The organism is Nocardia carnea (assembly GCF_029868325.1).
In the GTDB taxonomy this organism is placed as follows: domain Bacteria; phylum Actinomycetota; class Actinomycetes; order Mycobacteriales; family Mycobacteriaceae; genus Nocardia; species Nocardia carnea_C.
On sequence record NZ_JARWNW010000239.1, the window covers coordinates 1 to 25,240 of the forward strand.

A 25,240-nucleotide genomic window follows, 5' to 3' on the forward strand; every position below is an offset into this window, starting at 1 on the left:
GTCGGCAAGATCGGCACGAGAAGGATGTGCACAGTGACACTGGTCGCTCCGGGCCCCGGGCCGCTTCGACGTAGGGCAGCTGCCGCACGGTGAGTACCGTGGTGCGGGTGCGGCGGCCGAATACCGGGATCTCGGCGAGCACGATCACGAGGCCGCTGGTGCCCACACCCGGGCCGGCGGGGCACAGGTGTCCGAGTAGGCTGCTCAGCATGGGTGTGCTGGTCTCGGTGGAGGGCCTCGACGGTGCGGGTAAACGAACGCTGATCACCGATCTGGTGGCGGCTCTCGAACAGCGCGGGCTGCGCGTGCAGACCCTGGCCTTCCCGCGCTACGGCCGCTCCGTTCACGCGGATCTGGCCGCCGAGGCACTGCGTGGCGCGCACGGGGATCTGGCCGCCTCGGTGAACGCCATGGCCACCCTGTTCGCACTGGATCGCGCCGGAGCCGCCGACGAACTGGCGAAACTGCTGGCCGACAACGATTTGGTCGTACTGGACCGCTACGTGGCCTCGAATGCCGCCTACAACGCCGCCCGGCTCGGCCAAACCGCCGACGGGGAAATCGTGCGGTGGGTGGGGGAATTGGAATTCGGCCGGTTCGCCCTGCCGGTACCGCAGGTGCAGTTGCTGCTGGATGTACCGGTCGAGGTCGCGGCCGAACGCGCCCGCCGGCGCGGTGAACTCGACGCGACGCGGGAACTGGACGCTTACGAACGCGACGGTGGATTACAGGAACGCACGGCCGCGGTGTACCGTGATCTCGCTCGGCGCGATTGGTACGGAACCTGGTGGGTTTTCCGGCCCGGCGAACAAGGTCCCGGCCCACGCTCCGGCGAAATGAATGCATTGGCCGCGCGGCTCGCCGCATTGCCAGCGAATTAGTGTTGGATATCCGGCGGGAACGCGCCATGTATGGCGTGGCGACCCGTTACGAGCCCGGGAGATGACAACATAGTAACTATGAAGCCGAAGATTCTGGTCGTCGACGACGATATGGCCCTCGCGGAGATGCTTACCATCGTCCTGCGGGGTGAGGGTTTCGACCCGCACGTGGTCGGCGACGGCACCCAGGCACTGTCGGCGGTCCGGGAGATCCGGCCCGACCTGGTCCTGCTGGACCTCATGCTGCCGGGAATGAACGGTATCGACGTATGCCGGGTGCTGCGCGCCGACTCGGGTGTGCCGATCGTGATGCTCACCGCCAAGACCGATACCGTCGATGTGGTGCTCGGCCTGGAGTCCGGCGCCGACGACTACATCGTCAAACCCTTCAAGCCGAAGGAACTCGTGGCGCGGGTGCGTGCGCGGTTGCGCCGTACCGAGGAAGAGCCGGCCGAACTGCTCAATATCGCCGATATCGTCATCGATGTGCCGGCGCACAAGGTCACCCGCGAAGGCGCGCAGATTTCGCTGACCCCGCTGGAATTCGATCTGCTGGTGGCGCTCGCGCGTAAACCACGGCAGGTATTCACCCGTGAAGTCCTGCTGGAACAGGTGTGGGGCTACCGGCACGCCGCCGATACCCGCCTGGTGAACGTCCACGTTCAGCGACTACGCGCAAAGGTCGAGAAGGATCCGGAGAATCCGGAGATCGTGCTGACCGTTCGTGGCGTGGGATACAAGGCCGGTCCGCCGTGATCGGTTGCCGTCGGCTCCGGGCCCGGAGGCGGTAACTTGCGCGACCACGATGGATCCCGCGCAGATCGCGATCCGGGCGGGAGTGGGCGTCGGGACCGGCTGCGGCAGGCACTGGCTCCGGTGAACGAATGGTTCCAGCACGCGGGCCGATCCTTGGGGCTGCTCTGGCGGCGTTCGCTGCAACTGCGGGTCATCGTTTCGACGCTGACACTGTCGTTGATCGTCATCACCGTGCTCGGTGTGGTGCTGACCAGCCAGATCACCGACCGGCTGCTGGACGCCAAGATCAACGCCGGTGTCGAGGAGATGGACCGGGTCCGCAATACGGTGGAGGGCCAGCTCGCCGGGGTGCACGATGTCACCACTCAGGAGCAGCGGCTGACCGATGCCCGGGAGTCGCTGTCCAGCCGACGCGAATCGAGCCGGTCCGGCGGTGCCGCGGGGAGTTTCGATTCGGCACTGAGCGTGATCGGCGGTACGCCGCAGCAGGTGATCGCCGTCGGGCCCATCAAGCAGGTGCCCGATTCGCTACGGCGGTTCGTGCAGCGCAATCAGGTCAGCTACCAGTTCGCCAATGTCTCCGATCCGGACGGCTACCGCGGCCGGGCACTGATCCTCGGCAGTCCCAGTGCCGAGGTGCCCACGCTGGAGATCTATCTGATCTTCCCGCTGGCCAACGAGGAACGCAGCCTGTCGCTGATGCGCGGCACCATGATGGTCGGTGGTGCGGTACTGCTGATCCTGCTGGCCGCGATCACCGCCCTGGTGACCCGTCAGGTCGTGCTGCCCATCCGGTCCGCCGCGCGAATCGCCGGACGGTTCGCCGACGGCAGGCTCAAGGAACGCATGCTGGTGCGTGGCGACGACGATATCGCCCGGCTCGCCAAGGCCTTCAACGAAATGGCCGAGAGCCTGTCCAACCAGATCAACCAGCTCGAGGAATTCGGCAATCTGCAGCGCCGCTTCACTTCCGATGTGAGCCACGAACTACGGACACCGCTCACCACGGTGCGCATGGCCGCCGATCTCATCCACGGCAGCAGTGACGATCTGGATCCCGCGCTGGCGCGCAGCGCCGAACTGCTGGTGACCGAACTGGACCGGTTCGAAGGGCTGCTCAACGATCTGCTCGAGATCTCGCGCCACGACGCCGGTGTCGCCGAACTCCAGGTGGAATCGCTCGATGTACGGATGTGTGCGCGGGCCGCGATCTCCACGGTGCGGCATCTGGCCCGCGACGCCGGGGTCGAGGTCGTGATCGACCTTCCCGAGGAACCCGTGGTCGCCGAGGTCGATCCGCGCCGGGTGGAGCGGGTGCTGCGTAATCTGCTGGCCAACGCCATCGACCACAGCGAGGGCAAACCGGTGTTGATCCGGATGCGCGGGGATACCGAGGCCAATGCGCTGGCCGTGGTGGTCCGGGATCAGGGGGTCGGGTTGCGGCCGGGGGAGGAGAAACTGGTCTTCAGCAGGTTCTGGCGTTCCGACCCGTCGCGGATGCGCCGCTCCGGCGGCACCGGCCTCGGACTGTCGATCAGCGTGGAGGACGCGAATCTGCACGACGGAAAACTCGAGGCCTGGGGACGTCCCAATATCGGTGCGAGTTTCCGGCTGACCCTGCCCCTCGTGCGCGGACAGAAAATGGGCAAGAGCCCGCTGCCGCTGGAACCGGGTATGCGTAAGGCCCCGCGCCGCCCGCAGGCCGAAGGCGAGCAGAACGGGTCCGAGCGAGTGGAGCTGGGCCCCCCGGTGACCGAGACGGAGCCGTGGGCTCCCCGGCCCGCGGGCGCGACGGAAGCCGGCCGGGCCGCCACCGAAGGCGCTCCCACTACGGATGCCGCCGGATCCAGCGGCGGCAGTCCCGCTGAGGAAGGCCCCGGTACCGAGGCCTCTGGTTCCGCCGAAGCCGCCGGCGGCAGCGTAGGTGCCGCCGGGCTCGGTAGGGGCGGTTCCGACGCAGACAGACTGGGCGCCGAGGCCCCCGCACCCGATGCGGACCGGCCCGGTGAGGCCACTGGCCCCGGCGCGGACAGGCCGGATAGCGGTCCCTCCGGTGCGCCTCCAGCCGATGGGGTGAGCGCGGGTGTGGCCGGCCGCGGTGACCGGCCCGCGGACAGTCCGGAAAGCGAGTCCGCCGGTACCTCCAGCACCGGTGCGGACGCCCCTGGTGTGGGAGGCGGCCCGGGGGCGGCCGAAGTCACCGGCGGCAGCCCAGGCGCCGCGGGACCCGGAGGAGGCAGTACCGCTGCGGATAGGCCGGGTGTCGAGACCTCCGGTGCGGATAGGCCTGGCGAGGGCAGCGGCCCTGGTGCGGCGGAAGCCGGTGCGGGCAGCCGGGGAGCGAACGCCCCAGGTGCGGACAGACCCGGGGCGGTGGACAGCGACCGCCCCACACGTGGACCCGATTCGCCCGCGACAGATTCCGCCGAATCCGCGCCCCCGATCGTGTTCACCGACAGCGGAGACCAGAAATCATGACCGTGCGACCCCGATGCCCACGCTGGTTCCGGCTGCTGACCGCAGTCGTCGCCGTGGCGGGGATGGTGGTCGTCGCCGGGTGCGCGAATCTGCCGGACTCCTCGCAGCCGCAGGCGCTGGGCACCATCAATCAGGAGCCGACGGCGGAGGGGCCGCCGCCGCCGATGCAGGGTCGCGACCCGGATCTGTTGTTGCGCGATTTCCTGCAGGCCACCGCCGACCCCGCCGACGGGCATCTCGCGGCCCGGCAGTACATGACGCCGGCCGCCTCCACCCAGTGGAACGACGAGGAATCGCATGTCATCGTCGAGCGTGCCGATACGCTGCGTGAATCCCGTTCCGAGAACGAGGCGACGTATGTGCTGCGCGCCCGGAAGGTGGGTGAGCTCGCCGAGGACGGTTCCTACCATGTGGCCGACGGGATCATCGAGCACAAAATCGAGATGACCCGGGTCGACGGTGAATGGCGGATCGACGAACTGCCCGACGGCGTGGTCATGGAGTACACCGCGTTCACCCAGTCCTACCGGCGGCACGCCCTGTATTTCGTGACCGCCGACGGCCGGCATGTGGCGCCGGATCTGCGCTGGGTTTCGGTGCGGCCGGACGATCTGACCCGGCGGCTGGTCGATATGCTGGTCGCCGGCCCCCAGCCGTATATCGCGCCGGTGGTGCGTAACTATCTGAGTCCGCCCGCGGCCGTGCGCGGCACGATCACCAAAGCCAACGGTGATCCGGTGGGTGTCGGGGTCGGTCTCGGTGGCGTGCGGATCGACTTCTCCGGTATCGACCAATTGTCCCAGCGTGACCGTGAACTCTTCGCCGCGCAGGTGGTGCTGACCCTGTCCGCCGCGGACGTTCTCGGTCCCTACATTCTGCTGGCCGACGGCCGCCCCTTGGACGAACGGTTCGCCGAAGGGGGCTGGTCGGTCACCGATCTGGGCCCGGTGGCCGATTCCTTGCGATCGGAGACGCAGGTGGGTCTGCACGCCCTCCGCGACGGAACACTGGTCGAGGTCGAACCGGACGGCGGTCCGCGGCCCGCTCCCGGATACTTCGGCACCGTGCAGAATCTGCAGTCGGTGGGCCTGTCGCCGGACGGTAAACGGGTCGCGGCGGTGGCCGATGCGGGCCGGGAGCCGCCGGAGCCGCAGCGCACGCTGATGATGGGGAGTTACGGCGGCGACGCATTCCCGGTGGAGGAGGGCGGTACCATCACGCGCCCGTCCTGGACCGCGGACGGCAGTGCGGCCTGGGCGGTTGTCGACGGTAATCGGGTGATCCGAGCGGTCACCAACGGGGAAACCGGCACGGTGCTGCCGCAGGGCGTCGACACCACCGAGTTGTTCGCCGGTGGTTCCGGTACCCCGATACAGGGACCGATCACCGAACTGCGGATTTCGCGTAACGGGGTGAATGCGGCACTGATCGCCGATGGCAATGTGTACCTGGCCGTGGTCGTGGTCCGCCCGGACGGTACGTATGCGCTCACCGAACCACGGCGGATCGCCATCGAGCTCCCCACCACCGCCACCGCGCTGGACTGGTACAGCGACGATACGATCATCATCGCCGGTAGCGGCACGGTGGACCCGGTGCGCACGGTCAAGATCGACGGTTCCGGTATGTCCTCGCTCGGCGGCCGGAATCTGACCCCGCCGGTCCGGCAGGTCACCGCCTCCATCGAACGCCAGTATGTGGCGGATTCGCGGGCGGTCCTGGAACTGACCCGTACCCCGGAGGGTGGGGATCCGTACTGGCGTGAGGTTCCCGGGCTAGGCGCGGACGCGGTGCCCATCCTCCCCGGCTGATATCGGGCCGGCCGTCCCGCTCGGTCTGTCGGTGCCCAGCGGCACACTCGCCGCTATGCGGACACTTCTGGATCTGGTCCTGCCGGCCGAATGCGGTGGTTGCCGTCGACCCGGAACGCTGTGGTGCGGCGACTGCGCGCGCAGTGTGGCCGGGCCGCCCGTGCGTTTCCACCCCCGCCGCGATCCAGGTGTGCCGTGCTGGGCGCTGAGCCCGTATCGCGGCCCCGCGCGGCAGGCGGTACTGGCGGTGAAGGAACGCGGCCGGCGTGATCTGGCGGAGCCGCTCGGGCTGGCGCTGGCCGCAGGGCTCGCCGAGTTGCGGACCCCCGGGCGGCCGCTGATACTTGTACCTTCGCCGAGCCGGCGGGCCTCGGCCCGGCGTCGCGGCGGTGATCCGGTGCTGCGATGCGCCCGGTCGGCGGCGCGGTCGCTGGATGGTTGCCAGGTGCTGCCGTGTCTGCGAGTCTGGTGGGGAGTCCGCGATTCGGCCGGCCTGTCGGCGCGCGAACGCGATCGCAATCTACGCGGTCGGATCCGCGCGGTACCGCTGCCCGCCGAGGCGGCGAACGCGCAGGTCGTCTTGGTCGACGATGTGCTGACAACCGGGTCCACGGCGCAGGCGTGCGCCCGGGCTCTGGTGGCCGTCGGTACATACCTCGATGACATCTTGGTGACCTGCGCCGCGTGAATCCCCCGAAATTTGCGTGAACAGTGGCGAACCTGGGATCGGCGTACTAGCGTCGCGTTCACACACCCCGTTCCGGGAGTTTGGAGGTGGGCCTGCGATTCGAGTGCCGGCCGACTGATGGGACGCGGCCGGCAACGTTCATCCCGCCGCGCGCATCGGACGTGTGCGGCCAGATCCGGGAGGTACGCGTGACGACATCTTCACGACCTTCAGTTCAGGACACAGCCCAGCCGCAGCTGGAAGACCAGCTCGACCGCCCACGAGAGACCCGCGCCGATATCGTGGTCAAGGGTCGCAACGTCGAGGTCCCCGACCATTACCGAATCTATGTGTCGGACAAGCTATCCCGGCTGGAACGCTTCGATCCCTCGATCTTCCTGTTCGATGTGGAACTCTTCCACGAACGCAATCGTCGTCAACGCAAGAGCTGCCAGCGGGTGGAGATCACCGCGCGCGGTAAGGGCCCGATCGTGCGGGCCGAGGCCTGCGCGGACAGTTTCTACGCCGCCTTCGAGGCGGTCACGGCCAAGCTCGAGAGCCGGCTGCGTCGCACGAAGGATCGGCGGCGAGTGCACTACGGTGAGAAGACCCCCGTATCGGTGCACGACGCCACCGCGGATCTGGCCGAGGAGAGTCTGCCCGGTGAATTGCCCGGATCCCACGATCATTCACCGCACAGTACGAAGCGGGCGGATTTCGCCGCCGACTACCCCGAGTACGAGGGTCCCGGCCATATTGTGCGCACCAAGGTGCACCCGGCCGTGCCGATGACTGTCGATGACGCGCTCTACCAGATGGAATTGGTAGGTCACGATTTCTTCCTCTTCCAGGACAAGGAATCCGATCGGCCGTCGGTGGTGTACCGCCGGCACGCATTCGACTACGGCCTGATCAGGCTCGCCTAAGCAAGAGCACAGCCGGCCGGTCCCGAAACGGGCCGGCCGGCTGGTTCATTATCCGCGCCCGGCCTCGTAGCCCTCGTAGTGCACGGCGTCGGCCAGTTCCCGCCTGCCCCGCCAGCCGAAACGCTCGAGGTCGGGGATGCGCTGGAATTCGCTCACCGGACCGATACAGAGCCAGGCCACCGGCCGGATCCCGGCGGGCAGATCGATGAGTTCGGCGAGGAAGGGCGCATCGTAGAACGAGACCCAGCCGACCCCGATCTGTTCCGCGGTAGCGGCCAGCCACAGATTCTGGATCGCGAGGATCGTCGAGTAGACGCCGGTCTCCGGGACGGACGCGCGGCCGAGGATATGTGGACCACCGCGGGCGTCGTCGTGGACGACGACGATCCCGGTGCCGCTCTCCTCGATTCCCTCGATTTTGATCGGGTCGAAGGTCGCGGCGCGCTCGGCCGGCAGCGACCGGGCGAATTCGAGCCGCTTCTCCGCGACATGGGCCGCGAACTTCCGCAGGGTGGCCCGATTGCGTACGAGCACGAAATCCCACGGCTGGGAGTTTCCGACGCTCGGTGCGCAATGCGCCGCCTCGAGGATGCGCCACAGCACCGCATCATCGACCAATTCCCCGGTGAACTCGGCGCGAACATCACGCCGCGTCCGGATCGCCTCGTACAAACTCATCTCCACAGCACCCACCACGCCAGTATCGCCGGTGCCCGGGGTCCACCGGGCATGTTCGTGCGCTTCGCGTCTTACCAGGAGGTGCGCAGGGCGCCGAATCCGCGCCCGCAAAGGGGGAGCATGCTGCGGAAACCAAGCCACCTGGCCATCGGCCGCGTGTTACGGGAGCGGCGGCTGTCCGGCCCGATCCATGTGGCTGGATGCCACAACACTCGGACGTACGGGCGACGCTCTCGTGACAATCCGCAACGGTCCGCAGCTCGGTCTCGGGGCGGTGTCCCTCCAGCGGGATCAGCGCTCGGCCGGGGCAGCCCGCCTACGTGTGTGTATCGGTCGGTGCCGGTCCGGATGCACGGGCCGATGCGGCGGCGTCGGCGGTACCCGTGACACCCAGCGCGGATACGGTCACCGGCACCACGCCCATACCTGCTTTCCGACGTGACAGCACTGGCCCGCACGCGATGTGCGGGCCAGTGCCGGATGGGGTGCGTCCCGGACGTCGGTGCGCCTACGAAGCGGCGTTCACCGGAGCCGAGGTACGCCGAGTGAGCCGGCGGCGACCCTCGGCGATCGCGGTACGCAGACCACGTCGCTTCCCGGTCACCGGGTCGATCGTGCCGACGGCCCGGCCGTTGAACCGCCGTTCCGATGCCGTTTCCGGGGCATCGTCGGCGGTATGACGCAGGTATTTGTTCGGCAGCGACAGCTTCGCAATGGTCCGCCATGCCTTGAAGTACTGGACGGGCAGGGATCCGGTCGTATACGGGAGATCGTACTTATCGCACAGTTCCCGTACCCGGACCGCGACCTCGGCGTACCGGTTGCTGGGCAGATCGGGGAACAGGTGGTGTTCGATCTGGTGGCTCAGGTTGCCGGTCATGAAATGCATGAGCTTGCCGCCGGAGATATTGGCGCTGCCCAGCATCTGCCGCAGGTACCACTGTGCGTGGGTTTCGTTGTCGATATCGGCCTTGGTGAACTTCTCGGCGCCGTCGGGGAAATGACCGCAGAAGATCACGGCATTGGACCAGATATTGCGGATCACGTTCGCCGCGAGGTTCGCGGTGAGCGTGTGGAAGAAGGAGGGGCCGGTGAGCAGCGGGAAGACGACGTAATCCTTCAACGCCTGCTTCTTGACCTTGACCAGTACCTCGCCGACCTTCCGGTCGAATTCGGCCCGCTCCGGCGTTCCGGGCGCTACCTTCCCGGCCGCGACCTTGCCGAGTTCCAGGTGCTGGATCGCGACACCGTATTCGAACAGCGATTGCAGGACCAGGTTGTACACCGGGTTACCGATATTGAACGGTTTCCAGCGCTGATCGCGGGTGACCCGGAGCAGGCCGTAGCCGATATCGTCGTCCATGCCCAGGACATTGGTGTACTTGTGGTGCAGGTAGTTGTGGGTGTGCTTCCAGTGCTTGGACGGACCGGCGTTATCCCATTCCCAGTGGGTGGAGTGGATCTCCGGATCGTTCATCCAGTCCCACTGACCGTGCATCACATTATGCCCGATCTCCATGTTCTCGATGATCTTGGAGGTGCTCAGCAGGGCTACGCCGGCCAGCCAGGCCGGAGGCAGGAAACCGGCGAAAAGTACGGTACGGCCGCTGATTTCGAGCGCACGCTGCAAACGGATGACATTGCGGATATAGCGGGCGTCGCGCTCACCGCGGGTGGATTCGATGTCTCGGCGAATCGCGTCGAACTCTGCTCCGAGCGCTTCCACATCCGCCTCGGTGAGATGCGCGTATTCCTTGACATCCGATATAGCCATGCGGGCTACCCTACCGTAAGTTACGACACCGTAGGTTTGGGGATATCGGTAGAAAATGTGGCGTGCGCCCTATTGCAGGTCCCAATATGCGGGTGCTATGCCGAGACGGAACGCCGAGGGCGTGGATCACCGTGGCAGCTCGATCGAATCATCGATGGATTCCGGCGGGACGTTACACCCGAATCGACCCCGCCGCGCGGCGAAATATCCGGCCCCGGCAGAAAACTATCCGGCCGCCTGGGCGGTATTCGCCTTGCGCAGCGCATACCGGGCCCGCCGCAGCAGATCCCGCTCGTGCCGGGCCTTGGCCCGCATCGAACGCTGGGCGGCACGCAGAACTTCCTTTTCGTGCTCGGCCTTGGCCCGCAGGGCGACCTTCGCCTCCGACAGCGCCGATTTCAAACCGCGCCGCTTACCGGTGGCCGGGTCGATACTCCACGGCCGGTGGTCGGCGCCGGAGTGCGCGGTGAGACCGGCGAACTTGCGCTCCGACGAGGTTTCCGGCGCATCGTCGGCCGTACGCCGCAGGAACCGGTCCGGCAGGGCCAATTTGTGGATGGTGCGGAAAGCCAGCAGATACTGCTTACCCAGCGATCCGGTCGTATACGGCAGATCGTATTTATCGCACAGTGCGCGCACCGCCACCGCGACCTGGGGGTACCGGTTGCTCGGCAGATCCGGGAAGAGGTGGTGTTCGATCTGGTAGCTGAGATTCCCGCTCATGAACCCCATCACCGGACCGGCGGAGAAATTGGCGCTGCCCAGCATCTGCCGTAGATACCATTCGCCGCGCGTCTCACCTTCGAGCTGCTCCTCGGTGAACTTCTCCGCACCGTCCGGGAAATGACCGCAGAAGATGACCGCATAGGCCCACAGATTGCGGACCAGGTTCGCGGTGGCGTTGGCCTTCAGCGTGGCGGTGAAGGCGGGGCCGGTGAGCGCCGGATAGATGAGAAAATCCTTGGCGACCTGCCGGGCGATCTTGCTGCCGAACTGTTTGTTCGGTTCGGAATCGAGCTGGAAGCGCGGCACCCCGGACAGTTGTTTCTCGATCTTCCAGTCGTGGAGCGCGATACCCCATTCGAAGGCCGCCGCCAGGACAATATTGGCGATCGGCTGCACCAGGTGGATGGGCCGCCACTGTTCGTCGCGGGTCATCCGCAGGATGCCGAAGCCGAGGTCTTCGTCGCGGCCGAGCACATTGGTGTAGGTGTGGTGCGAATAGTTGTGCGCGCGGCGCCACTGTGCCGACGGCCCGGTCATATCCCACTCCCAATTCGTGGAGTGGATTTCGGGATCGTTCATCCAATCCCACTGGCCGTGGCTGATGTTGTGCGCCAGCTCCATATTCTCGATGATCTTGGCGACGGACAGCATCGCCGTCCCGGCCAGCCAGGCCCAGCGATTACGGCTGCCGAACAGTACGGCCCGGGCCGTGAACTCCAGGCCGCGCTGGGCGGCGATGGTGCGCCGGATGTAGCGGGCATCGCGTTCACCCAGGGACTGTTCGACCGACCGCCGGATACCGTCGAGTTCCTGCCCCAGCATCTCGACATCCGCGGCCGTGAGGTGGGCAAAGGCTCTGATGTCGGTGATGGCCACCGGCGTCCCTTCTGTCAGCGCGATATGCGTAGCCGAGGGCGGCATGGTCGAAACGATTATGTGATCGCGTGAACTTCCCGGGTCCGGGAAGCGCCCCTGCGGTACACCCCGAGCGTACCTGTGCGCGGTGAACGCCGGGGGTGTCCGGTTCGGTCAGACGTCGAGGGTGCAATCCCCGGCCGCCGCCGAAATACACGTCTGCACCTTTTCGCCTTCGAAGCGTTCGGTGCCGTTGCGCAGATCCCGGGCATGCCCCGAGGTCAAGGTGACCACACAGGTCTGGCAGATACCCATCCGGCAGCCGAAGGGCAACTGGACCCCCGCGGACTCACCGGCCTCCAGCAGTGTGGTGGCACCGTCGACGGTTGCCGTGCGACCGGTTTTCCCGAAGGTGACGGTGCCGCCCTCGGTGGTCGCCGACCGTTCCACCTCGAACCGCTCCACATGCAGCGCGCCGTCGAGACCGGCTGCGCGCCAGTGCTTTTCGATATCGTCGAGCATGCCCAAGGGGCCGCATGCCCACGTCTGCCGTTCCCGCCAGTCCGGGTACAGCTCGTCGAGCGCGGCGGGCGCGAATTTGCCCTTGTCCGCGGTGAGGTGGATATGCGAGACGAATCCCGGATGCCGCCGGTGCAGATCGGCGAGCTCGTCTGCGAACATGACCTCGCCGGCGGACCGGGCCGAATGGATATGCACCACGTCGGTCACCGAATCACGGCGATCCAGGGCGCGCAGCATGGACATCACCGGTGTGATGCCCGAGCCCGCGGTGAGGAAGAGCACCTTCGGGGGCAGCGGTGACGGCAGGACGAAGGCACCCTGCGGGGCCGCCAGCCGGACGACGGTACCGGGGGTGACGCCGTTGACCAGATGGCTGGACAGGAAACCCTCCGGCATCGCCTTCACCGCGATGGCGATGACCTTCTTGCCGTAGCGCGGATCGTTCCAGTCGGGCGGGCTGGTGAGCGAATAGGACCGCCAGTGCCAGCGGCCGTCGACGAGGATGCCGATACCGATGTACTGGCCGGGCTCGTACCGGAAATCGAAACCCCAGCCCGGTTTGATCACCAAAGTCGCCGAATCGGCGGTTTCCTTGCGAACGTCGACCACGCGACCGCGTAGTTCCCGGGCCGACCACAGGGGATTGGCCAGATGCAGATAGTCGTCGGGCAGCAGCGGGGTGGTCGCCCGGGCCACCGCCCCGCGGAGGACGTTGAGCCGTCCGCCGCGTTCGGCGACCTCGGCCGCCGGAGCTTCCAGCCACTCCCGGACATTCTCGAGAAACATCGGTGCCGTGTTGTCCTTCTGTCGTCGTGGCCACCTGCGGCGACCGCCTGCCCACAGGTTACGGCATCGTAGGTTGTCCGGGGTTCGTGCGCCGTCACAACTATCGGGGCGCTCGTGCCGGCCGGTTCGCCGTCCGGACCGGCCGATCGTCACAGCAGATCGAGCAGGAAGGGCAGTTCCTGGGTGGCGTACCAGGCCAGCTGGTGGTCTTCGGCGTCACCGAGGACGAATTCCGCGTCCTCGTCGCCGAGATCGGCGGCGTCGATGATGTCCACGGCTTTGGCAACGGCGGATTCGGCCTCGGCCAGATCCATATGGACCGAGCCGACCCGTGTGTACTCGATCGGCCCGTCCAGCTTCACGACGGCATCGTCGAGGTCCGGCCGCAGGGTCGCGCCCGTGACGTCGACCGCGATCACCGCCCGCCGGTACATCGGTGCTGTCGAACTGTGCACTTCGTCGGCCAGCAGGCGCAGCGAGGCCCGCGCCGCTTCGGCCATGGCGACCTCCGAGAGTTCCTCGTCGTCGCCCGACGCGTAGGCCTCGCGTAGGGCGGGGGTGAGGGCGAAGGCGGTCCCGCCCACCGCGTGCAGTTCGCGTTTGTCCACGAGGTCCCGCAGCATCGACACCGTGGCCGGTACGTACACGCGCATGGTCTTGCGGTCAGAGGCAGGCACCGAGTAACTCCTCCATCGATTCGGGCACCGACGCGGCCAGCACACCGATATCGGCCATTGCCTCGCGGTCGGCGTTGAGTCCATAGCAGACCCGTCCGTCGTAGGACGTGATCCCGATACTCGTCGCCTGGTTGCGCAGCAACGGCGAAACCGGGTACATCTCCAGCATCCGCGCACCGCCGACGAACATGGGCGTCTGCGGGCCCGGCGCGTTGGTGATCACCACATTGAACGTATGGTCTGCGAACGTACTCGCCGCCCGCACACTCATCGCGTGCAGGCTGGCGGGAGCGAAGCCGGCGAGGTGCACCAGGGTGCGGGCGCGCACCGCATGGCGCGGCCGGCCTTCGGCCGAGGTCGCATGGGCGATATGCGACAGCCGCATCACCGGGCTCGGTTCGCCCACCGGCAGCGAGATCAGCAGGGGAGTGATCGCGCTGGGCAGACTGCGCCCGGTGCGGGGTTCACCACCGTATCCCGACATCGGCACCACCGCGCGCAGCACCGTCGATTCGGTCAGCCCCTTGTTCCGCGACAGCAGCCAGTTGCGCAGCGCACCGGTCACCACGGCGAGCACCACATCGTTGATGGTGCAGCCGGCCTGCTGATGGATCCGTTTGTAATCGGCGAGGTCGGTCACCGCGGTGGCGAACCGGCGTTGCCGGCAGGTGCGGGCGTTCAGGGGGCTGTCCGGGGTGCTGCTGGTCGCCGATCGCACCGCCGATACCACCGTGTCCAGCGTCCGGCCCGCCGTGCCGATCAGGCCTGCCGCGTTCGCTCCCGCTTCACGTAAGACCTCGACCGCCGAGGTCGGCTGCGCCACGAGGTGGCCCAGTGCGCCCACCAATAGATCGGTATCGCTGGGTTCGCGGCCGGGTTGCCACTGATCGTCGGCTATCTCGCGCGGAGATTCGGCGGTGTCGGCCACGACATGCCCGATCTCCAGGGCGGCGACACCGTCGACCAAGGCGGCATGGGATTTCGTATAGATCGCGCAACGCCCGCCGGACAGGCCCTCGATCAGGTACATCTCCCACAGCGGCCGGGCCGGGTCCAGCGGTCGCGACCCCAGCCGGGCCGCCAGTTCGTGCAGCTGGTCGTCGCTGCCCGGTGCGGGCAGTGCCGAACGGCGGATGTGATAGGTGATATCGAACCGGCTGTCCTCGACCCAGACAGGCCGGCCCAGCGACAGCGGGACCTGCCGGACCTTGCGCCGGTATCGGGGAGCCAGGGGCAGGCGTGCTTCGACCAGATCGACCAATGCCGGGTAGTCGAGCGGCCGATCGTCGCCGGTGGTGTTGTCCAGGACGATCAGTGATCCGATATGTACCGGGTGCGTGGTCGATTCCAGCCGGAAGAAGTCGGCGTCCTGCGGTGTCAGCCTGGCTATCACGCTGGTGTCTGCCCTTCGGAGTCCGGAATCCGGACTCCATTGTGACCAGTCCGCAGTCGTTCCCGCACCATTGTGTGGATTTTCCGATACTCGATTCGCGGGCTTGCGCGGTAGTTCGCGGTGGTATAGCGGTCGCGAGCGTTTCCGGCGTAAATGTGACGAAGGCGCGGTGGCCGGGTCCGCGGCGACGCCTACGATGGGAGCCGCATTACCATGAAGCAAGCTGCGGCTACGCACGCCGGTAAGGGCGGTAACCACCGCCGGGCGGAGTGCAGCCGTGAACATCGGAGCCGAAACCGACCCAGAGGACTGACGAGACTCGTGCCTGCGCTGACACTGACGAGGTTGCTACGTTTTGGTGAGGGTCGCATGGTCAAGCGTCTCTCCCATCTCGCCGACGAGGTGATCCGGCTCGAGGACGATTACTCCTCGCTCACCGACGCCGAGCTGCAAGGCAGAACCGACGAGTTCCGGGAGCGCTACGCCGACGGCGAAACCCTCGACGACCTGCTGCTGGAGGCCTTCGCGGTGGCCCGCGAGGCCTCGTGGCGGGTACTGCAGCAGAAGCATTACAAGGTGCAGATCATGGGCGGCGCGGCCCTGCACCTGGGCAATATCGCGGAAATGAAGACCGGTGAGGGTAAAACCCTCACCTCGGTGCTGCCCGCGTATCTGAACGCGATCAGTGGTGACGGCGTGCATATCGTCACCACCAACGACTACCTGGCCAAACGTGACTCCGAATGGATGGGCCGGGTACACCGTTTCCTCGGCCTAGAGGTGGGCGCGATCCTGGCCGGGATGACACCGGCGCAGCGGCGCGACGCCTACAACGCCGATATCACCTACGGCACCAACAACGAATTCGGCTTCGACTATCTGCGCGACAATATGACCCATTCGCTGGACGATCTCGTCCAGCGAGGCCACAATTTCGCCGTGGTCGACGAGGTCGACTCGATTCTGATCGACGAGGCCCGCACCCCGCTGATCATCTCGGGTCCGGCCGATGCCTCCAGTAAGTGGTATGGGGAATTCGCCCGAATTGCGCCGTTGCTGAAAAAGGATCTGCACTACGAGGTCGATATCAAGAAACGCACCATCGGCGTGCACGAGGCCGGGGTGGAGTTCGTCGAGGACCAGCTCGGTATCGACAATCTCTACGAGGCGGCGAACTCGCCGCTGGTGAGTTACCTGAACAACGCCATCAAGGCCAAGGAGCTCTACACCCGCGACAAGGACTACATCGTCCGCGACGGTGAGGTGATCATCGTCGACGAGTTCACCGGACGTATCCTGGTCGGCCGTCGCTACAACGAGGGTATGCACCAGGCGATCGAGGCCAAGGAAGAGGTCGAGATCCAGCCGGAGAACCAGACCCTGGCCACGATCACCCTGCAGAACTACTTCCGTCTCTACGACAAGCTGTCGGGTATGACCGGTACCGCCGAAACCGAGGCGGCCGAGTTGCACCAGATCTACGACCTCGGGGTCATCCCGATCCCGACCAACCGGCCGATGGTGCGCGTCGACCAGGCCGACCTCATCTACAAGACCGAAGAGGCGAAGTTCAACGCCGTGGTCGACGATCTGGTCGAACGGTACGAGGCGGGGCAGCCGGTGCTGATCGGTACCACCAGCGTGGACCGCTCCGAGTACCTGTCCAAGCAGCTCACCAAGCGCGGTGTACCGCACAACGTGCTGAACGCGAAGTTCCACGAGAAGGAAGCGCAGATCATCGCCGAGGCCGGCCGCCCCGGTCAGGTGACGGTCGCGACGAATATGGCCGGTCGCGGTACCGACGTCGTGCTCGGCGGTAACCCGGACATCATCACCGATACCCTGCTGCGTCAGCAGGGGCTGGACCCGGTGAACACGCCCGAGGAATATCAGGCCAACTGGTTCCACGCCCTGGAGAAGGTCAAGAAGCAGGTCGCCGAGGACGCGGCGGCGGTGCGGGAGGCCGGCGGCCTGTACGTGCTGGGCACCGAACGCCACGATTCGCGGCGTATCGACAACCAGCTGCGCGGCCGGTCCGGCCGGCAGGGCGATCCGGGCGAATCCCGGTTCTACCTGTCGCTCGGCGACGAACTGATGCGCCGGTTCAACGGCGCGGCGCTGGAGTCGATCATGACCCGGCTCAACCTGCCCGACGATGTGCCGATCGAGGCGAAGATGGTCTCCAAGGCCATCAAGAGCGCGCAGACGCAGGTCGAGCAGCAGAACTTCGAGATCCGCAAGAACGTGCTCAAGTACGACGAGGTGATGAACCAGCAGCGCACCGTCATCTACAGCGAGCGCAACCGTATCCTGCGCGGCGAGGATATGGAGGGCCAGGTCCAGAGCATGATCACCGATGTGATCACCGCCTACGTCAACGGCGCCACCGCCGAGGGTTACGTGGAGGACTGGGATCTGGACAAGCTCTGGGGTGCGCTGAAAACCCTGTACCCGGTGAGCCTGAAACATCAGGACCTCACCGGCGAAACCGAGGTCGGCGAGGCCGGGGAACTCACCCGCGAGGAACTGCTCGAAACCCTGCTCGACGATGCGCACGCCGCCTACGCGCAGCGTGAGGCCGAGATCGACGGGCTGGCCGGCGAGGGCAGTATGCGCACGCTGGAACGGCAGGTGCTGCTGTCGGTGCTGGACCGCAAATGGCGCGAACATCTCTACGAGATGGATTATCTGAAGGAAGGTATCGGCCTGCGCGCCATGGCGCAGCGCGATCCGCTGGTCGAATATCAGCGCGAGGGCTTCGATATGTTCGCGAACATGCTGGAAGGGTTGAAGGAGGACGCCGTCGGCATCCTGTTCAACGTCCAGGTCGAGGTTCAGCAGCCGCAGCCCGAAGGTGTACAGATCGACGGCGGTCTGCGGTCGCCGGTGGGCGGGCTGTCCGGTGCGCAGGCGCCGCCGGAGAGCCAGTACCCGACCGAGAAGCTCCCGATCCTCAACGGTGCCCCGCCCGCGCTGCGGGCCCGCGGTATCGACCAGTCGGGGCCGCGTGGGCTGAGCTATTCGGGTCCGGCCGAAGGCGGTGCCACGGCGGTACACAGCGACGCCGAGGAATACGGTTCCGGTTCCGAGGACCGGACGCAGGGTACGCGTCGCCAGCGTCGCGAGGCGGCTCGCGCGCAGACCAAACAGGGCAAGGGCCCGAAGTCACGCCGCAAGCACTGAGTCCGGCGACGGCGGCGCCCCCATCACAGTGATGGGGGCGCCGCCGTTTTCGTCGCGGCTCGGCTGCGGTCGTGCCGCAACGTAATCCGTTCAGTTACCGGCGGAATGTCGCGGGCAGTAGGAACCGACGGCGGCCTGCAGGAAGAGATAGGGATACTCCACGAACGGACGGGACTCCTCGGCGAGATAGGTGCGATTCGCCGCGGTGTTACCGGATTTGTCGAGGTATTCACATTGTGCGCGGGCCAGGGCGATGGCCGCGTCCTGGAGCGGTCGCGGCTCGTCGTCGAAGGCGCTGGCCCGGAGGAATTCTCGGTCGGTGAAGGGTAGCTGGGCGACGGAGTCGTCCCTGCCGGCCGGGTTGTGCAGGCCGGCGGTACCCGGGGCGCCGGGCCGTGCGGCGCCGGAGTGGGGATGCCCCCAGGCGACCGGGAGGCCGCCGAACAGGAGTGCGGACGCTGCCGCGCTGATGATCAATATCCTGAACATCGTTCCTTCTGTGATCGATGACATGCGGGAGGGGAACAGCTGTCGTACACAGATATCCGGATCGCCTGCCTCCGGACGATCGCACCGATGCCTCGCGGTTCGCGGCGGAGGAACTGCATCGATGCGCTGCATCGCATATTGCATCGATGCGCGCGCATCGTATCGGAACCGATGGCTGTCTGCGGCTGTTCGGGAAAGAACCGCCGGGGACCGGCGAAACATGGTGACCTCTATTGTTTCCGGGCCGCCACCTGCGAGTTCACTCCTCGTGCTCGAGATTCCGGTCCAACCGCAGCAGTACCTCGGCCACTTGTTCCTGGACCCATTCGACCATCCCCTTGGTCCCCATCCCGGTGGCCACGGGCACGTCCGCGGAAAGTGAAGTGACGTACCGTCCGTCGCCGGGCAGATCCCGCCAGCGCAGCCCCATATCGACCCGGCCGCGCGGGCCGAACATCGACCGGCCCTGAAAAACCCGCACCAACCCGGTCGCGGTGGCGGGCGTATTCAAGTAGGTCTCACTGCGCTGCGTTTCGTCGTCCTCGGGTTCGTCGTCATCGCTGATCAGTGGAACGAACGGCCGGGCATCCGGTTGCGTCTCGGGATCGATCAGCGCGATCTGGCGCATCCGACCGGCCTTAGCGGGCGGAAGCAGAGCCAGGACCGCCTCGGCGAGGGCATGCGGATCGCACGTGGTCACATCGAAACCACCGCTGTGCCAGACTGTTTCGCCGGGACGCTGGGTGATCACGAAACCCCGTGCCCGCTGCCGGACGGCATGGACCCGAGTCCATCCTTCCGGTTTCTCCGGCTCCTGTTCATCCCAGGCTTGCGCGACGACAGTGACGTCCGGGCGGGTGAGGGCATCGGCCAGCACGGCCAGTTCGGCATCGTCGCGGTCGCGCAGTTCCCGCAAGGTTCTCGCCCGCTCCGCCCGGTAATCCGCGGCCAGCCAGGTCCGGCTGGTGAAGGTGAACGGAACCGGTAGCTCGGTGCAGCCGTGTTCCTCGCACAGCAGAACGAATTCGAGATCGGTCAGTGCCCAGGCAGGATTCACTGTTCGATCACCGGCCGAACCTTGGCCGGAGATTCGTCGAAGACCTCGTCCAGATTCTCCCGCGACACCAGGAATTCGGCAGGTGCGTGACCGTTGCTCTGCCCGGGGTTACCGGGTGAACCCGCGCCCGCGGCCGGTGTGCCCATCATCGGCATACCGGGCGAACCGCCCGGTGATCCGGCAGCAGCCGAGATACCCGAATAACCGGCGAGATCCAGGCCCGGCCCGGCGACCGAGGCCCGGGGGAACGGGCTGGGTTTCGTACCCGGATACGGTGCCAGCGGTTCGGATTCCGCTACCGGGACACCCACGCCACCGGCGGCGCCGGGGCCCGCGGCCGGTGCGAGAACTTTCGCGGGGTCCAGAAGTTGCCCCACATGCTGCTGCAATGCGCTGGGGTCGAGCATGTGTTGTAACTGATCCAGCCCGGGCAGCGTGCCTCCGGTCTGGGTGAAGGCCTGGATTCCCTGGGTGAGCATATTCGCCAGCCGGTCGAGGATGTTCTGTTCTTGCCCGGGTACCGAACCCGCACCTGTCGTCTCCGGTGTACCGCCGAGCAGTGCCGAGATCGCTTCGTCAGGGTCGGTCTTCCCCTCGGTATCGCCGGCCGGTGTGATGTCTTCTCCGAAAGCCCCGAACAGGGTCTCCACCGCGCCGTACGGTGAATCCTGCTGGTAGAGCGATTCCAGCGGAGTGTCGTGCAGTTCGGGCGGCATTTGGTCGACGGGAATACCCGTGATCTTCGACAACGCGTCGGCGAGGGTAGGGGGTTTGCCGTCCTTGCCGGTGATCGGGATGTTCTTCAGTGCCTCGGGCAGCTGCGATTTCGGAATGCCGGTGAGCTTGGCGAGGATATCGGCCGCCGTCGGGTTCTTCGGCATGGTCGTGCCGGGTGCCGGTGTGCTCTCGCCGGGCACGCCCTCGCCGGGAGTGTCCGCGGCCGGGATCGAAGGAACGGCCGGTGTGGTTTCCCCGCCGGATCCGCCGGTGGAATCGGGGGTGGGCGATGTTGCGCCGGATCCGTATTCGGCCTGATCGTAACTGGGGACCTCGGGGGTTTGCCCACCACCGCTGCCCCCGCCCTGGCTGTCGCCCTGCTCTCCGGACCCTTGCCCGTGCCCTTCGCCCTGCCCCTGTTCATTGCCCTGTCCCTGTCCTCGGCCCTCGTCTTGCCCCTGGCCACCACCCTGCCCGCTACCCGAGCCGCCGCCCTGACCGTCCCCCTGACCGGAACCCTGCCCACTCCGGTCGTCCTCCTGATTTCGACCGTCCTCGAGCCCCTGGTCGTAGCCATCGTCATAGCCCGCCTGGTACGACTTCTCCTCCGGGCTCTGGTTCCCCCCGCTGTCATCGTTGTTCTGGTTGTTGTCTTCGTTCGCGGGCGGCGGTGTCGGTTCGGCGATCGGGCCTTCGATCACCGGCATCTCCCGCAGGGTGTTCCGCATCCCTTCGGCGTAATGCTTCTCCCATTCCTCGCGGTACCGCTGGAGTACCGCGTGTTCGACCGAGGACCCGCTGAGGTCGAAATCCTGCTGCGGCATGGAGATCTGAGTGCGGCGCAACCACTCCGCGGTGTAGAACATGTTCTCACTCATCGAGAACATCGAGTTCCACAGCGGGGCGATGGCGTCCACGTAGCTCCTGGTGGCGGTCCGGGCGCGGTCCGCGGCCCGGCCCCGCCATTTGTCCTGGATCCCCTCGATGGCGGCCTCGAACTTCTCCAGTTCGGATTTCGTATGCGAGGCCAGCTGCCACCACCGCTGCCGCATCGCGGCAAGCACGAAGATGCCCCAGGGCAGGTTGTCCGCCAAGCCGCGGAAATGGTCGAAACCGAGCGCCGAACTGTTCTCCAATTGGACGACGTCCGGCGATATCGCCTCCTGGCGGCCGATGTAGCGCTGAAGTTCGTCGGGGACGGCGGAGGCGGGCAGGGAACGGTAGTCGTCCTGGTTGCCGTCCCAGCCGGCATCGGTCGGTGTCCCCTCGGGATGGTCGGCGGCGTCGTAGTCGGGGCCATCCGAGTACACCATCGGAATTTCGGCGCTCGGTTCGACGGGTACCCGGAAATCCGCGAGTTTATCGAGGTCGGCGGAGTTCTGGTCCTCGGTCCGGCGGTAGTAGAGCCCGGCCTGCACGAACGCATTCGCCATCTCGGTGCCGATATTTGCGTGGTCCTGCAGGACGGTGGACAGCCGGTCGGCGCGCTGGTTGTAGATCTCCGCGAGCTTCTGCCCCGAGGTCAGGATTCCCCCGGTGAAGTTGCTCAGCTCGTCCATATAGAAATCGTCGATGGCGGCCCGCATCGCCAGCATCTGGTCGACCATCCGGCCGGCGGCTTCCGCGCCGGTCACCGCGGCGGCTGGATCGAAATACAGCAGATCCTGGGAGGCGTCCTGCTTCAATCCGGCCCAGGTGCCCGGTTGCTGAACCATCGGATACGCCTTCCCTTCACTACCCGGACCGGCACGCTGATGCTGCGGAACATGCCGGTACCTGCCCGCAGGATTACATCGCATGACATTGAATTCCCCATGGCGCACAGGGAAATTCGGCGCGATAACCCGGGTGGATCTTGCTCCGCCGCAGTGCCGGGGTCCCGTCGAGCCCACCCGGGGTCGCCGATTGGACTCGCGCTGACCCAAACGGTTCAGAGTTCAGGTCCGCCGCCGCACTATGGCAGGCAGCCCAATCACGGACCGAGGAATGAAGCCATGCCAGGACGCCTGAAACCACGAGTGCACCGACGGCTACGCGGCTCGGCGGCAACCGCATTGGTCGCCGCCGCGTTGTTGCTGCTGTGCGCCTGCGGTGCCGGCGGTGCGGCGACCAGGACTGCCGACGGTAAAGCCATCCTGCGATATCAGGGCTGGTCGGGAAAGGTGGGCTTCCACGAACTCGCCGCCGACCTCGGCTACTACGAGAACGTGCAGCTGGAGTGGGTCGGGGATACCACCAGCGGCCCGCAGGACATCCAATCCGTGGCCACCGGGCAGATCGAGTTCGGGTCGGCGTTCAACGGCGCGGTCGTGAAACTCGATACCGCGGGCGCGCCGATCACCTCGGTCCTCAGCTCCTACGGCGCGGATGCCGCCGAATACACCGGGTACTACGTACTGGAGGACAGCCCGATCCGGTCGGCGCGTGACCTCATCGGCAAGAAGGTCGGGATGAATACACTCGGCGCCCACCACGAATTCCTCACCCGGGAATGGCTGGCGCAGCAGGGGCTGACGCCCGGGGAAATCGACACCGTCCAGCTGACCGTGGTGCCCCCGGTGAACACCGAACAGGCACTACGCGAGGGGCAGATCGATGTCGCGACTCTGAATACCGTCTACCGGGAGACCGCGCTCGAACGCGGCGGTCTGCGCGCGCTGTTCACCGACCGTGATCTGTTCGGTGCGTTCAGCTATGGAACCTATGTGATGCGAGACGACTTCATCGCCGCCAACCCCGAGGTGGTGCGCGATTTCGTGCAGGCCACGGCCCGCGCCGTCCGCTGGACGCAGACGCGGCCGCCGCAGGAGGTGATCGCACGCTTCGCCGATATCATCGCCGCCCGCGGCCGCGCGGAAAGCGCGGAGACCGTGCGGTTCTGGCGTAGTTCCGGTATCCCGGCCCCGGGCGCGGTCATCGAGGAACGTGAACTCCAGGTCTGGATCGACTGGCTGGTGCGCAACGGCGAGCTCGACGACGGCGCGCCGGCCGCCCGCGACCTCTACACCAACGAGTACAACCCGTACGCCAACGGCACCTACCCTGCCGACGGCGGACCCGACGGACAAGTATCGGCCGGTGCGAAATGACCAGCACACCCAAACTCCGCCTGAGCCAGGTGAGCAAAACCTTCCCGATCCGGGGCCGTAAAGCCGACCTGACCGCGGTCCAAGACATCACCCTGGACCTGGCCGCCGGTGAATTCCTGGTCCTCGTCGGGCCCAGTGGTTGCGGGAAGTCCACGCTGCTCGATCTGCTCGGTGGGCTGAGCGCCCCGACGTCGGGGCAGATCCTGCTCGACGGCACCCCGATCACCGGCCCCGGCCTCGATCGCGGAATCGTCTTTCAGCAGTACGCATTACTGCCGTGGCGGTCGGCGCGCCGCAATATCGAATTCGGGCTGGAAGCCAAGGGCGTACCGCGTGCCGAACGCCGGGAACGCGCCGCACACTATCTCGAACTGGTCGGGCTGGCCGGGTTCGCCGACCGGTATCCGCACGAACTGTCCGGTGGAATGAAGCAGCGGGTCGCGATCGCCCGCAGCCTCGCCTACGACCCCGAAGTCCTGCTGATGGACGAACCGTTCGCCGCGCTCGACGCGCAGACCCGCGAATCGCTGCAGGACGAACTACTGCGCATCTGGGAACGTACGGGTAAGACGATTCTGTTCATCACCCACGGCATCGACGAGGCGATCTATCTGGGGCAGCGGGTCGCCGTACTCACCTCCCGGCCCGGCCGGGTGAAGACGGTGGTCGATATCGATATCGACCGCACGGCCGGCGATATCCGTTCCGGCGCGGAATTCCGGGAACTGCGCCACCGGATCTGGTCGCTGCTCCACGACGAGGTCGAACGCGCCCGCTCGCTCGAACTCGCCGCTATCTCCACCACGGAAGAGGCTCAGCATGCCTAGCGCACTCGCCACCGGCACTCTCGACAGTGCACCACGCACCGAATCCGAACGCGCCGAAATCCCGCCCGAGGCGGCCACCCGGCCCCGTGTACCGCGATGGGGGCGGCGCACGGTGGCCTCGGCGTGGCGTGTGGTGAAACCTTCGGTGGCGATTCTGACCTTCCTCGCGGTGTGGGAGGTCGCGCCCCGTGCAGGCCTGGTCGACGAGGTGTTTCTGCCGCCGTTCACCGAGGTCGGCCGGACATTTTTCGAGTTGATCGCGAACGGTCAGCTGTGGGAACACATATCGACGAGCCTGACCCGGGCGCTCACCGGTTTTGTGATCGCGGTCGCGTTCGCGGTACCGCTGGGGGTCGCGATCGCCTGGTACCGGCCGGTGGCCGATTTCCTCAACCCGGTTCTCGAGCTGTTCCGCAATACCGCGGCGCTGGCGCTGCTGCCGGTATTCGTCCTCGTTCTCGGTATCGGGGAAACCTCCAAGGTCGCGCTGGTGATCTACGCCTGCGCTTTCCCGGTCCTGCTGAATACCATCTCCGGTGTCCGTACGGTGGAGCCGCTGCTCGTGAAATCGGCTCGTTCGCTGGGGTTCTCCCAATTCGCGATCGTGTACAAGGTGGTGCTGCCCGCCGCGGTCCCCACCATCTTCACCGGCCTGCGGATGGCCGCGGCATCCTCGATCCTGGTATTGATCGCGGCGGAGATGGTCGGTGCCAAGGCCGGGCTGGGCTATTTGATCACGGCCGCCCAGCTCAATTTCCAGATCCCCGATATGTATGCCGGAATCATCGCCATCGCGCTGGTTGGGCTGGTGTTCAACGCAATTCTCGTACTCACCGAACGCCGGCTGTCGCGCTGGGGCGTGGCGCTGTAGATGCAGTCGGGCCGCCCCGAACGGTTTCGGGGCGGCTGGGCCTTCGGTAGCACGGACTACGGCCGGGAGCTTGGTGC

Annotated in this window: 18 protein-coding genes and 2 pseudogenes; 10 read left to right on the forward strand and 10 right to left on the reverse strand. The window is 66.5% G+C overall.

Going from position 1 to position 25,240, the window contains the following annotated elements; all coding sequences use genetic code 11:
* A pseudogene (locus QH196_RS20745) lies at nt 1–211 on the reverse strand (hypothetical protein); the annotation flags it as partial.
* Between QH196_RS20745 and QH196_RS20750 the strand changes: the two are divergent.
* From QH196_RS20750 to hpf, 6 genes and pseudogenes are all read left to right on the forward strand, one after another.
* On the forward strand, nt 210–881 hold the full coding sequence (locus tag QH196_RS20750) for a dTMP kinase (RefSeq protein ID WP_280417475.1): 672 nt from the start codon (nt 210–212) through the stop codon (nt 879–881). The pseudogene QH196_RS20745 and the gene QH196_RS20750 overlap by 2 nt on opposite strands.
* A gap of 78 nt (nt 882–959) precedes the next feature.
* Entirely contained in the window at nt 960–1,637 is a 678-nt protein-coding gene (mtrA, locus tag QH196_RS20755) for an MtrAB system response regulator MtrA (protein ID WP_033243239.1), read from the forward strand.
* A 99-nt stretch (nt 1,638–1,736) separates the two neighbouring features.
* A pseudogene (mtrB, locus tag QH196_RS20760) lies at nt 1,737–3,362 on the forward strand (MtrAB system histidine kinase MtrB); the annotation flags it as partial.
* A gap of 749 nt (nt 3,363–4,111) precedes the next feature.
* Complete coding sequence (gene lpqB / locus QH196_RS20765) at nt 4,112–5,926, forward strand: MtrAB system accessory lipoprotein LpqB (protein WP_280417476.1); 1,815 nt, start codon at nt 4,112–4,114, stop codon at nt 5,924–5,926.
* Between the two features lie 55 nt (nt 5,927–5,981).
* Nucleotides 5,982–6,614 (forward strand): ComF family protein, encoded by a 633-nt coding sequence (locus QH196_RS20770; RefSeq protein WP_280417477.1) that lies wholly within the window; start codon nt 5,982–5,984, stop codon nt 6,612–6,614.
* A gap of 188 nt (nt 6,615–6,802) precedes the next feature.
* A complete protein-coding gene (hpf, locus tag QH196_RS20775; protein WP_432278143.1) occupies nt 6,803–7,519 on the forward strand; it encodes a ribosome hibernation-promoting factor, HPF/YfiA family in 717 nt (238 codons plus the stop codon).
* A gap of 48 nt (nt 7,520–7,567) precedes the next feature.
* Here hpf and bluB read toward each other — a convergent pair whose 3' ends face one another.
* The 6 genes from bluB to QH196_RS20805 form a co-directional block, all read right to left on the reverse strand.
* A complete protein-coding gene (bluB, locus tag QH196_RS20780; protein ID WP_280417489.1) occupies nt 7,568–8,197 on the reverse strand; it encodes a 5,6-dimethylbenzimidazole synthase in 630 nt (209 codons plus the stop codon).
* A 508-nt stretch (nt 8,198–8,705) separates the two neighbouring features.
* Nucleotides 8,706–9,971, reverse strand: coding sequence for a fatty acid desaturase family protein (locus QH196_RS20785; protein ID WP_280417478.1), 1,266 nt, complete (start codon nt 9,969–9,971; stop codon nt 8,706–8,708).
* 225 nt (nt 9,972–10,196) lie between these two features.
* Nucleotides 10,197–11,573 carry a fatty acid desaturase family protein gene (locus QH196_RS20790; RefSeq protein ID WP_280417490.1) on the reverse strand — a complete coding sequence of 459 codons (1,377 nt, stop codon included), beginning with the start codon at nt 11,571–11,573 and terminating at the stop codon, nt 10,197–10,199.
* Nucleotides 11,574–11,726: 153 nt separating this feature from the next.
* On the reverse strand, nt 11,727–12,860 hold the full coding sequence (locus QH196_RS20795) for a ferredoxin reductase (RefSeq protein WP_280417479.1): 1,134 nt from the start codon (nt 12,858–12,860) through the stop codon (nt 11,727–11,729).
* Between the two features lie 149 nt (nt 12,861–13,009).
* Nucleotides 13,010–13,513, reverse strand: a complete 504-nt coding sequence (locus QH196_RS20800) for a DUF6912 family protein (protein ID WP_280417491.1) — start codon at nt 13,511–13,513, stop codon at nt 13,010–13,012.
* Nucleotides 13,514–13,523: 10 nt separating this feature from the next.
* On the reverse strand, nt 13,524–14,930 hold the full coding sequence (locus QH196_RS20805) for a WS/DGAT/MGAT family O-acyltransferase (protein ID WP_280417480.1): 1,407 nt from the start codon (nt 14,928–14,930) through the stop codon (nt 13,524–13,526).
* Nucleotides 14,931–15,251: 321 nt separating this feature from the next.
* Between QH196_RS20805 and secA the strand changes: the two genes are divergently transcribed.
* Nucleotides 15,252–18,113, forward strand: coding sequence for a preprotein translocase subunit SecA (secA, locus tag QH196_RS20810; protein WP_280417481.1), 2,862 nt, complete (start codon nt 15,252–15,254; stop codon nt 18,111–18,113).
* Nucleotides 18,114–18,203: 90 nt separating this feature from the next.
* On the opposite strand, the gene QH196_RS20815 is transcribed toward secA, so the two are convergent.
* The 3 genes from QH196_RS20815 to QH196_RS20825 form a co-directional block, all read right to left on the reverse strand.
* Nucleotides 18,204–18,602 (reverse strand): DUF732 domain-containing protein, encoded by a 399-nt coding sequence (locus tag QH196_RS20815; protein ID WP_280417482.1) that lies wholly within the window; start codon nt 18,600–18,602, stop codon nt 18,204–18,206.
* Between the two features lie 259 nt (nt 18,603–18,861).
* A complete protein-coding gene (locus QH196_RS20820) occupies nt 18,862–19,659 on the reverse strand; it encodes an ESX secretion-associated protein EspG (protein ID WP_280417483.1) in 798 nt (265 codons plus the stop codon).
* A complete protein-coding gene (locus tag QH196_RS20825) occupies nt 19,656–22,091 on the reverse strand; it encodes a hypothetical protein (protein ID WP_280417484.1) in 2,436 nt (811 codons plus the stop codon). The genes QH196_RS20820 and QH196_RS20825 overlap by 4 nt, the downstream gene beginning before the upstream one ends.
* A gap of 279 nt (nt 22,092–22,370) precedes the next feature.
* Here QH196_RS20825 and QH196_RS20830 point away from each other — a divergent pair, with 279 nt between their 5' ends.
* The 3 genes from QH196_RS20830 to QH196_RS20840 are packed head-to-tail and all read left to right on the forward strand — an operon-like array spanning nt 22,371 to nt 25,163.
* Nucleotides 22,371–23,465: an ABC transporter substrate-binding protein gene (locus QH196_RS20830; protein ID WP_280417485.1), complete on the forward strand. Its 1,095-nt coding sequence runs from the start codon at nt 22,371–22,373 to the stop codon at nt 23,463–23,465.
* Nucleotides 23,462–24,292 (forward strand): ABC transporter ATP-binding protein, encoded by an 831-nt coding sequence (locus QH196_RS20835; protein WP_280417486.1) that lies wholly within the window; start codon nt 23,462–23,464, stop codon nt 24,290–24,292. Before QH196_RS20830 ends, QH196_RS20835 begins: the two co-directional genes overlap by 4 nt.
* Nucleotides 24,285–25,163 (forward strand): ABC transporter permease, encoded by an 879-nt coding sequence (locus QH196_RS20840; RefSeq protein ID WP_280417487.1) that lies wholly within the window; start codon nt 24,285–24,287, stop codon nt 25,161–25,163. The genes QH196_RS20835 and QH196_RS20840 overlap by 8 nt, the downstream gene beginning before the upstream one ends.
* Nucleotides 25,164–25,240 lie beyond the last annotated feature (77 nt).

What these genes read in the sequence shown, in the direction of transcription:
- mtrA (WP_033243239.1), top strand. Translation starts at nt 960, where the DNA reads ATGAAGCCGAAGATTCTGGTCGTCGACGACGATATGGCCCTCGCGGAG.
- lpqB (WP_280417476.1), top strand. Translation starts at nt 4,112, where the DNA reads ATGACCGTGCGACCCCGATGCCCACGCTGGTTCCGGCTGCTGACCGCA.
- QH196_RS20750 (WP_280417475.1), top strand. Translation starts at nt 210, where the DNA reads ATGGGTGTGCTGGTCTCGGTGGAGGGCCTCGACGGTGCGGGTAAACGA.
- QH196_RS20795 (WP_280417479.1), bottom strand. Translation starts at nt 12,860, where the DNA reads ATGTTTCTCGAGAATGTCCGGGAGTGGCTGGAAGCTCCGGCGGCCGAG.
- QH196_RS20840 (WP_280417487.1), top strand. Translation starts at nt 24,285, where the DNA reads ATGCCTAGCGCACTCGCCACCGGCACTCTCGACAGTGCACCACGCACC.
- QH196_RS20825 (WP_280417484.1), bottom strand. Translation starts at nt 22,091, where the DNA reads ATGGTTCAGCAACCGGGCACCTGGGCCGGATTGAAGCAGGACGCCTCC.
- bluB (WP_280417489.1), bottom strand. Translation starts at nt 8,197, where the DNA reads ATGAGTTTGTACGAGGCGATCCGGACGCGGCGTGATGTTCGCGCCGAG.
- QH196_RS20815 (WP_280417482.1), bottom strand. Translation starts at nt 18,602, where the DNA reads ATGTTCAGGATATTGATCATCAGCGCGGCAGCGTCCGCACTCCTGTTC.
- QH196_RS20835 (WP_280417486.1), top strand. Translation starts at nt 23,462, where the DNA reads ATGACCAGCACACCCAAACTCCGCCTGAGCCAGGTGAGCAAAACCTTC.
- QH196_RS20770 (WP_280417477.1), top strand. Translation starts at nt 5,982, where the DNA reads ATGCGGACACTTCTGGATCTGGTCCTGCCGGCCGAATGCGGTGGTTGC.
- QH196_RS20785 (WP_280417478.1), bottom strand. Translation starts at nt 9,971, where the DNA reads ATGGCTATATCGGATGTCAAGGAATACGCGCATCTCACCGAGGCGGAT.
- QH196_RS20800 (WP_280417491.1), bottom strand. Translation starts at nt 13,513, where the DNA reads ATGCGCGTGTACGTACCGGCCACGGTGTCGATGCTGCGGGACCTCGTG.
- QH196_RS20830 (WP_280417485.1), top strand. Translation starts at nt 22,371, where the DNA reads ATGCCAGGACGCCTGAAACCACGAGTGCACCGACGGCTACGCGGCTCG.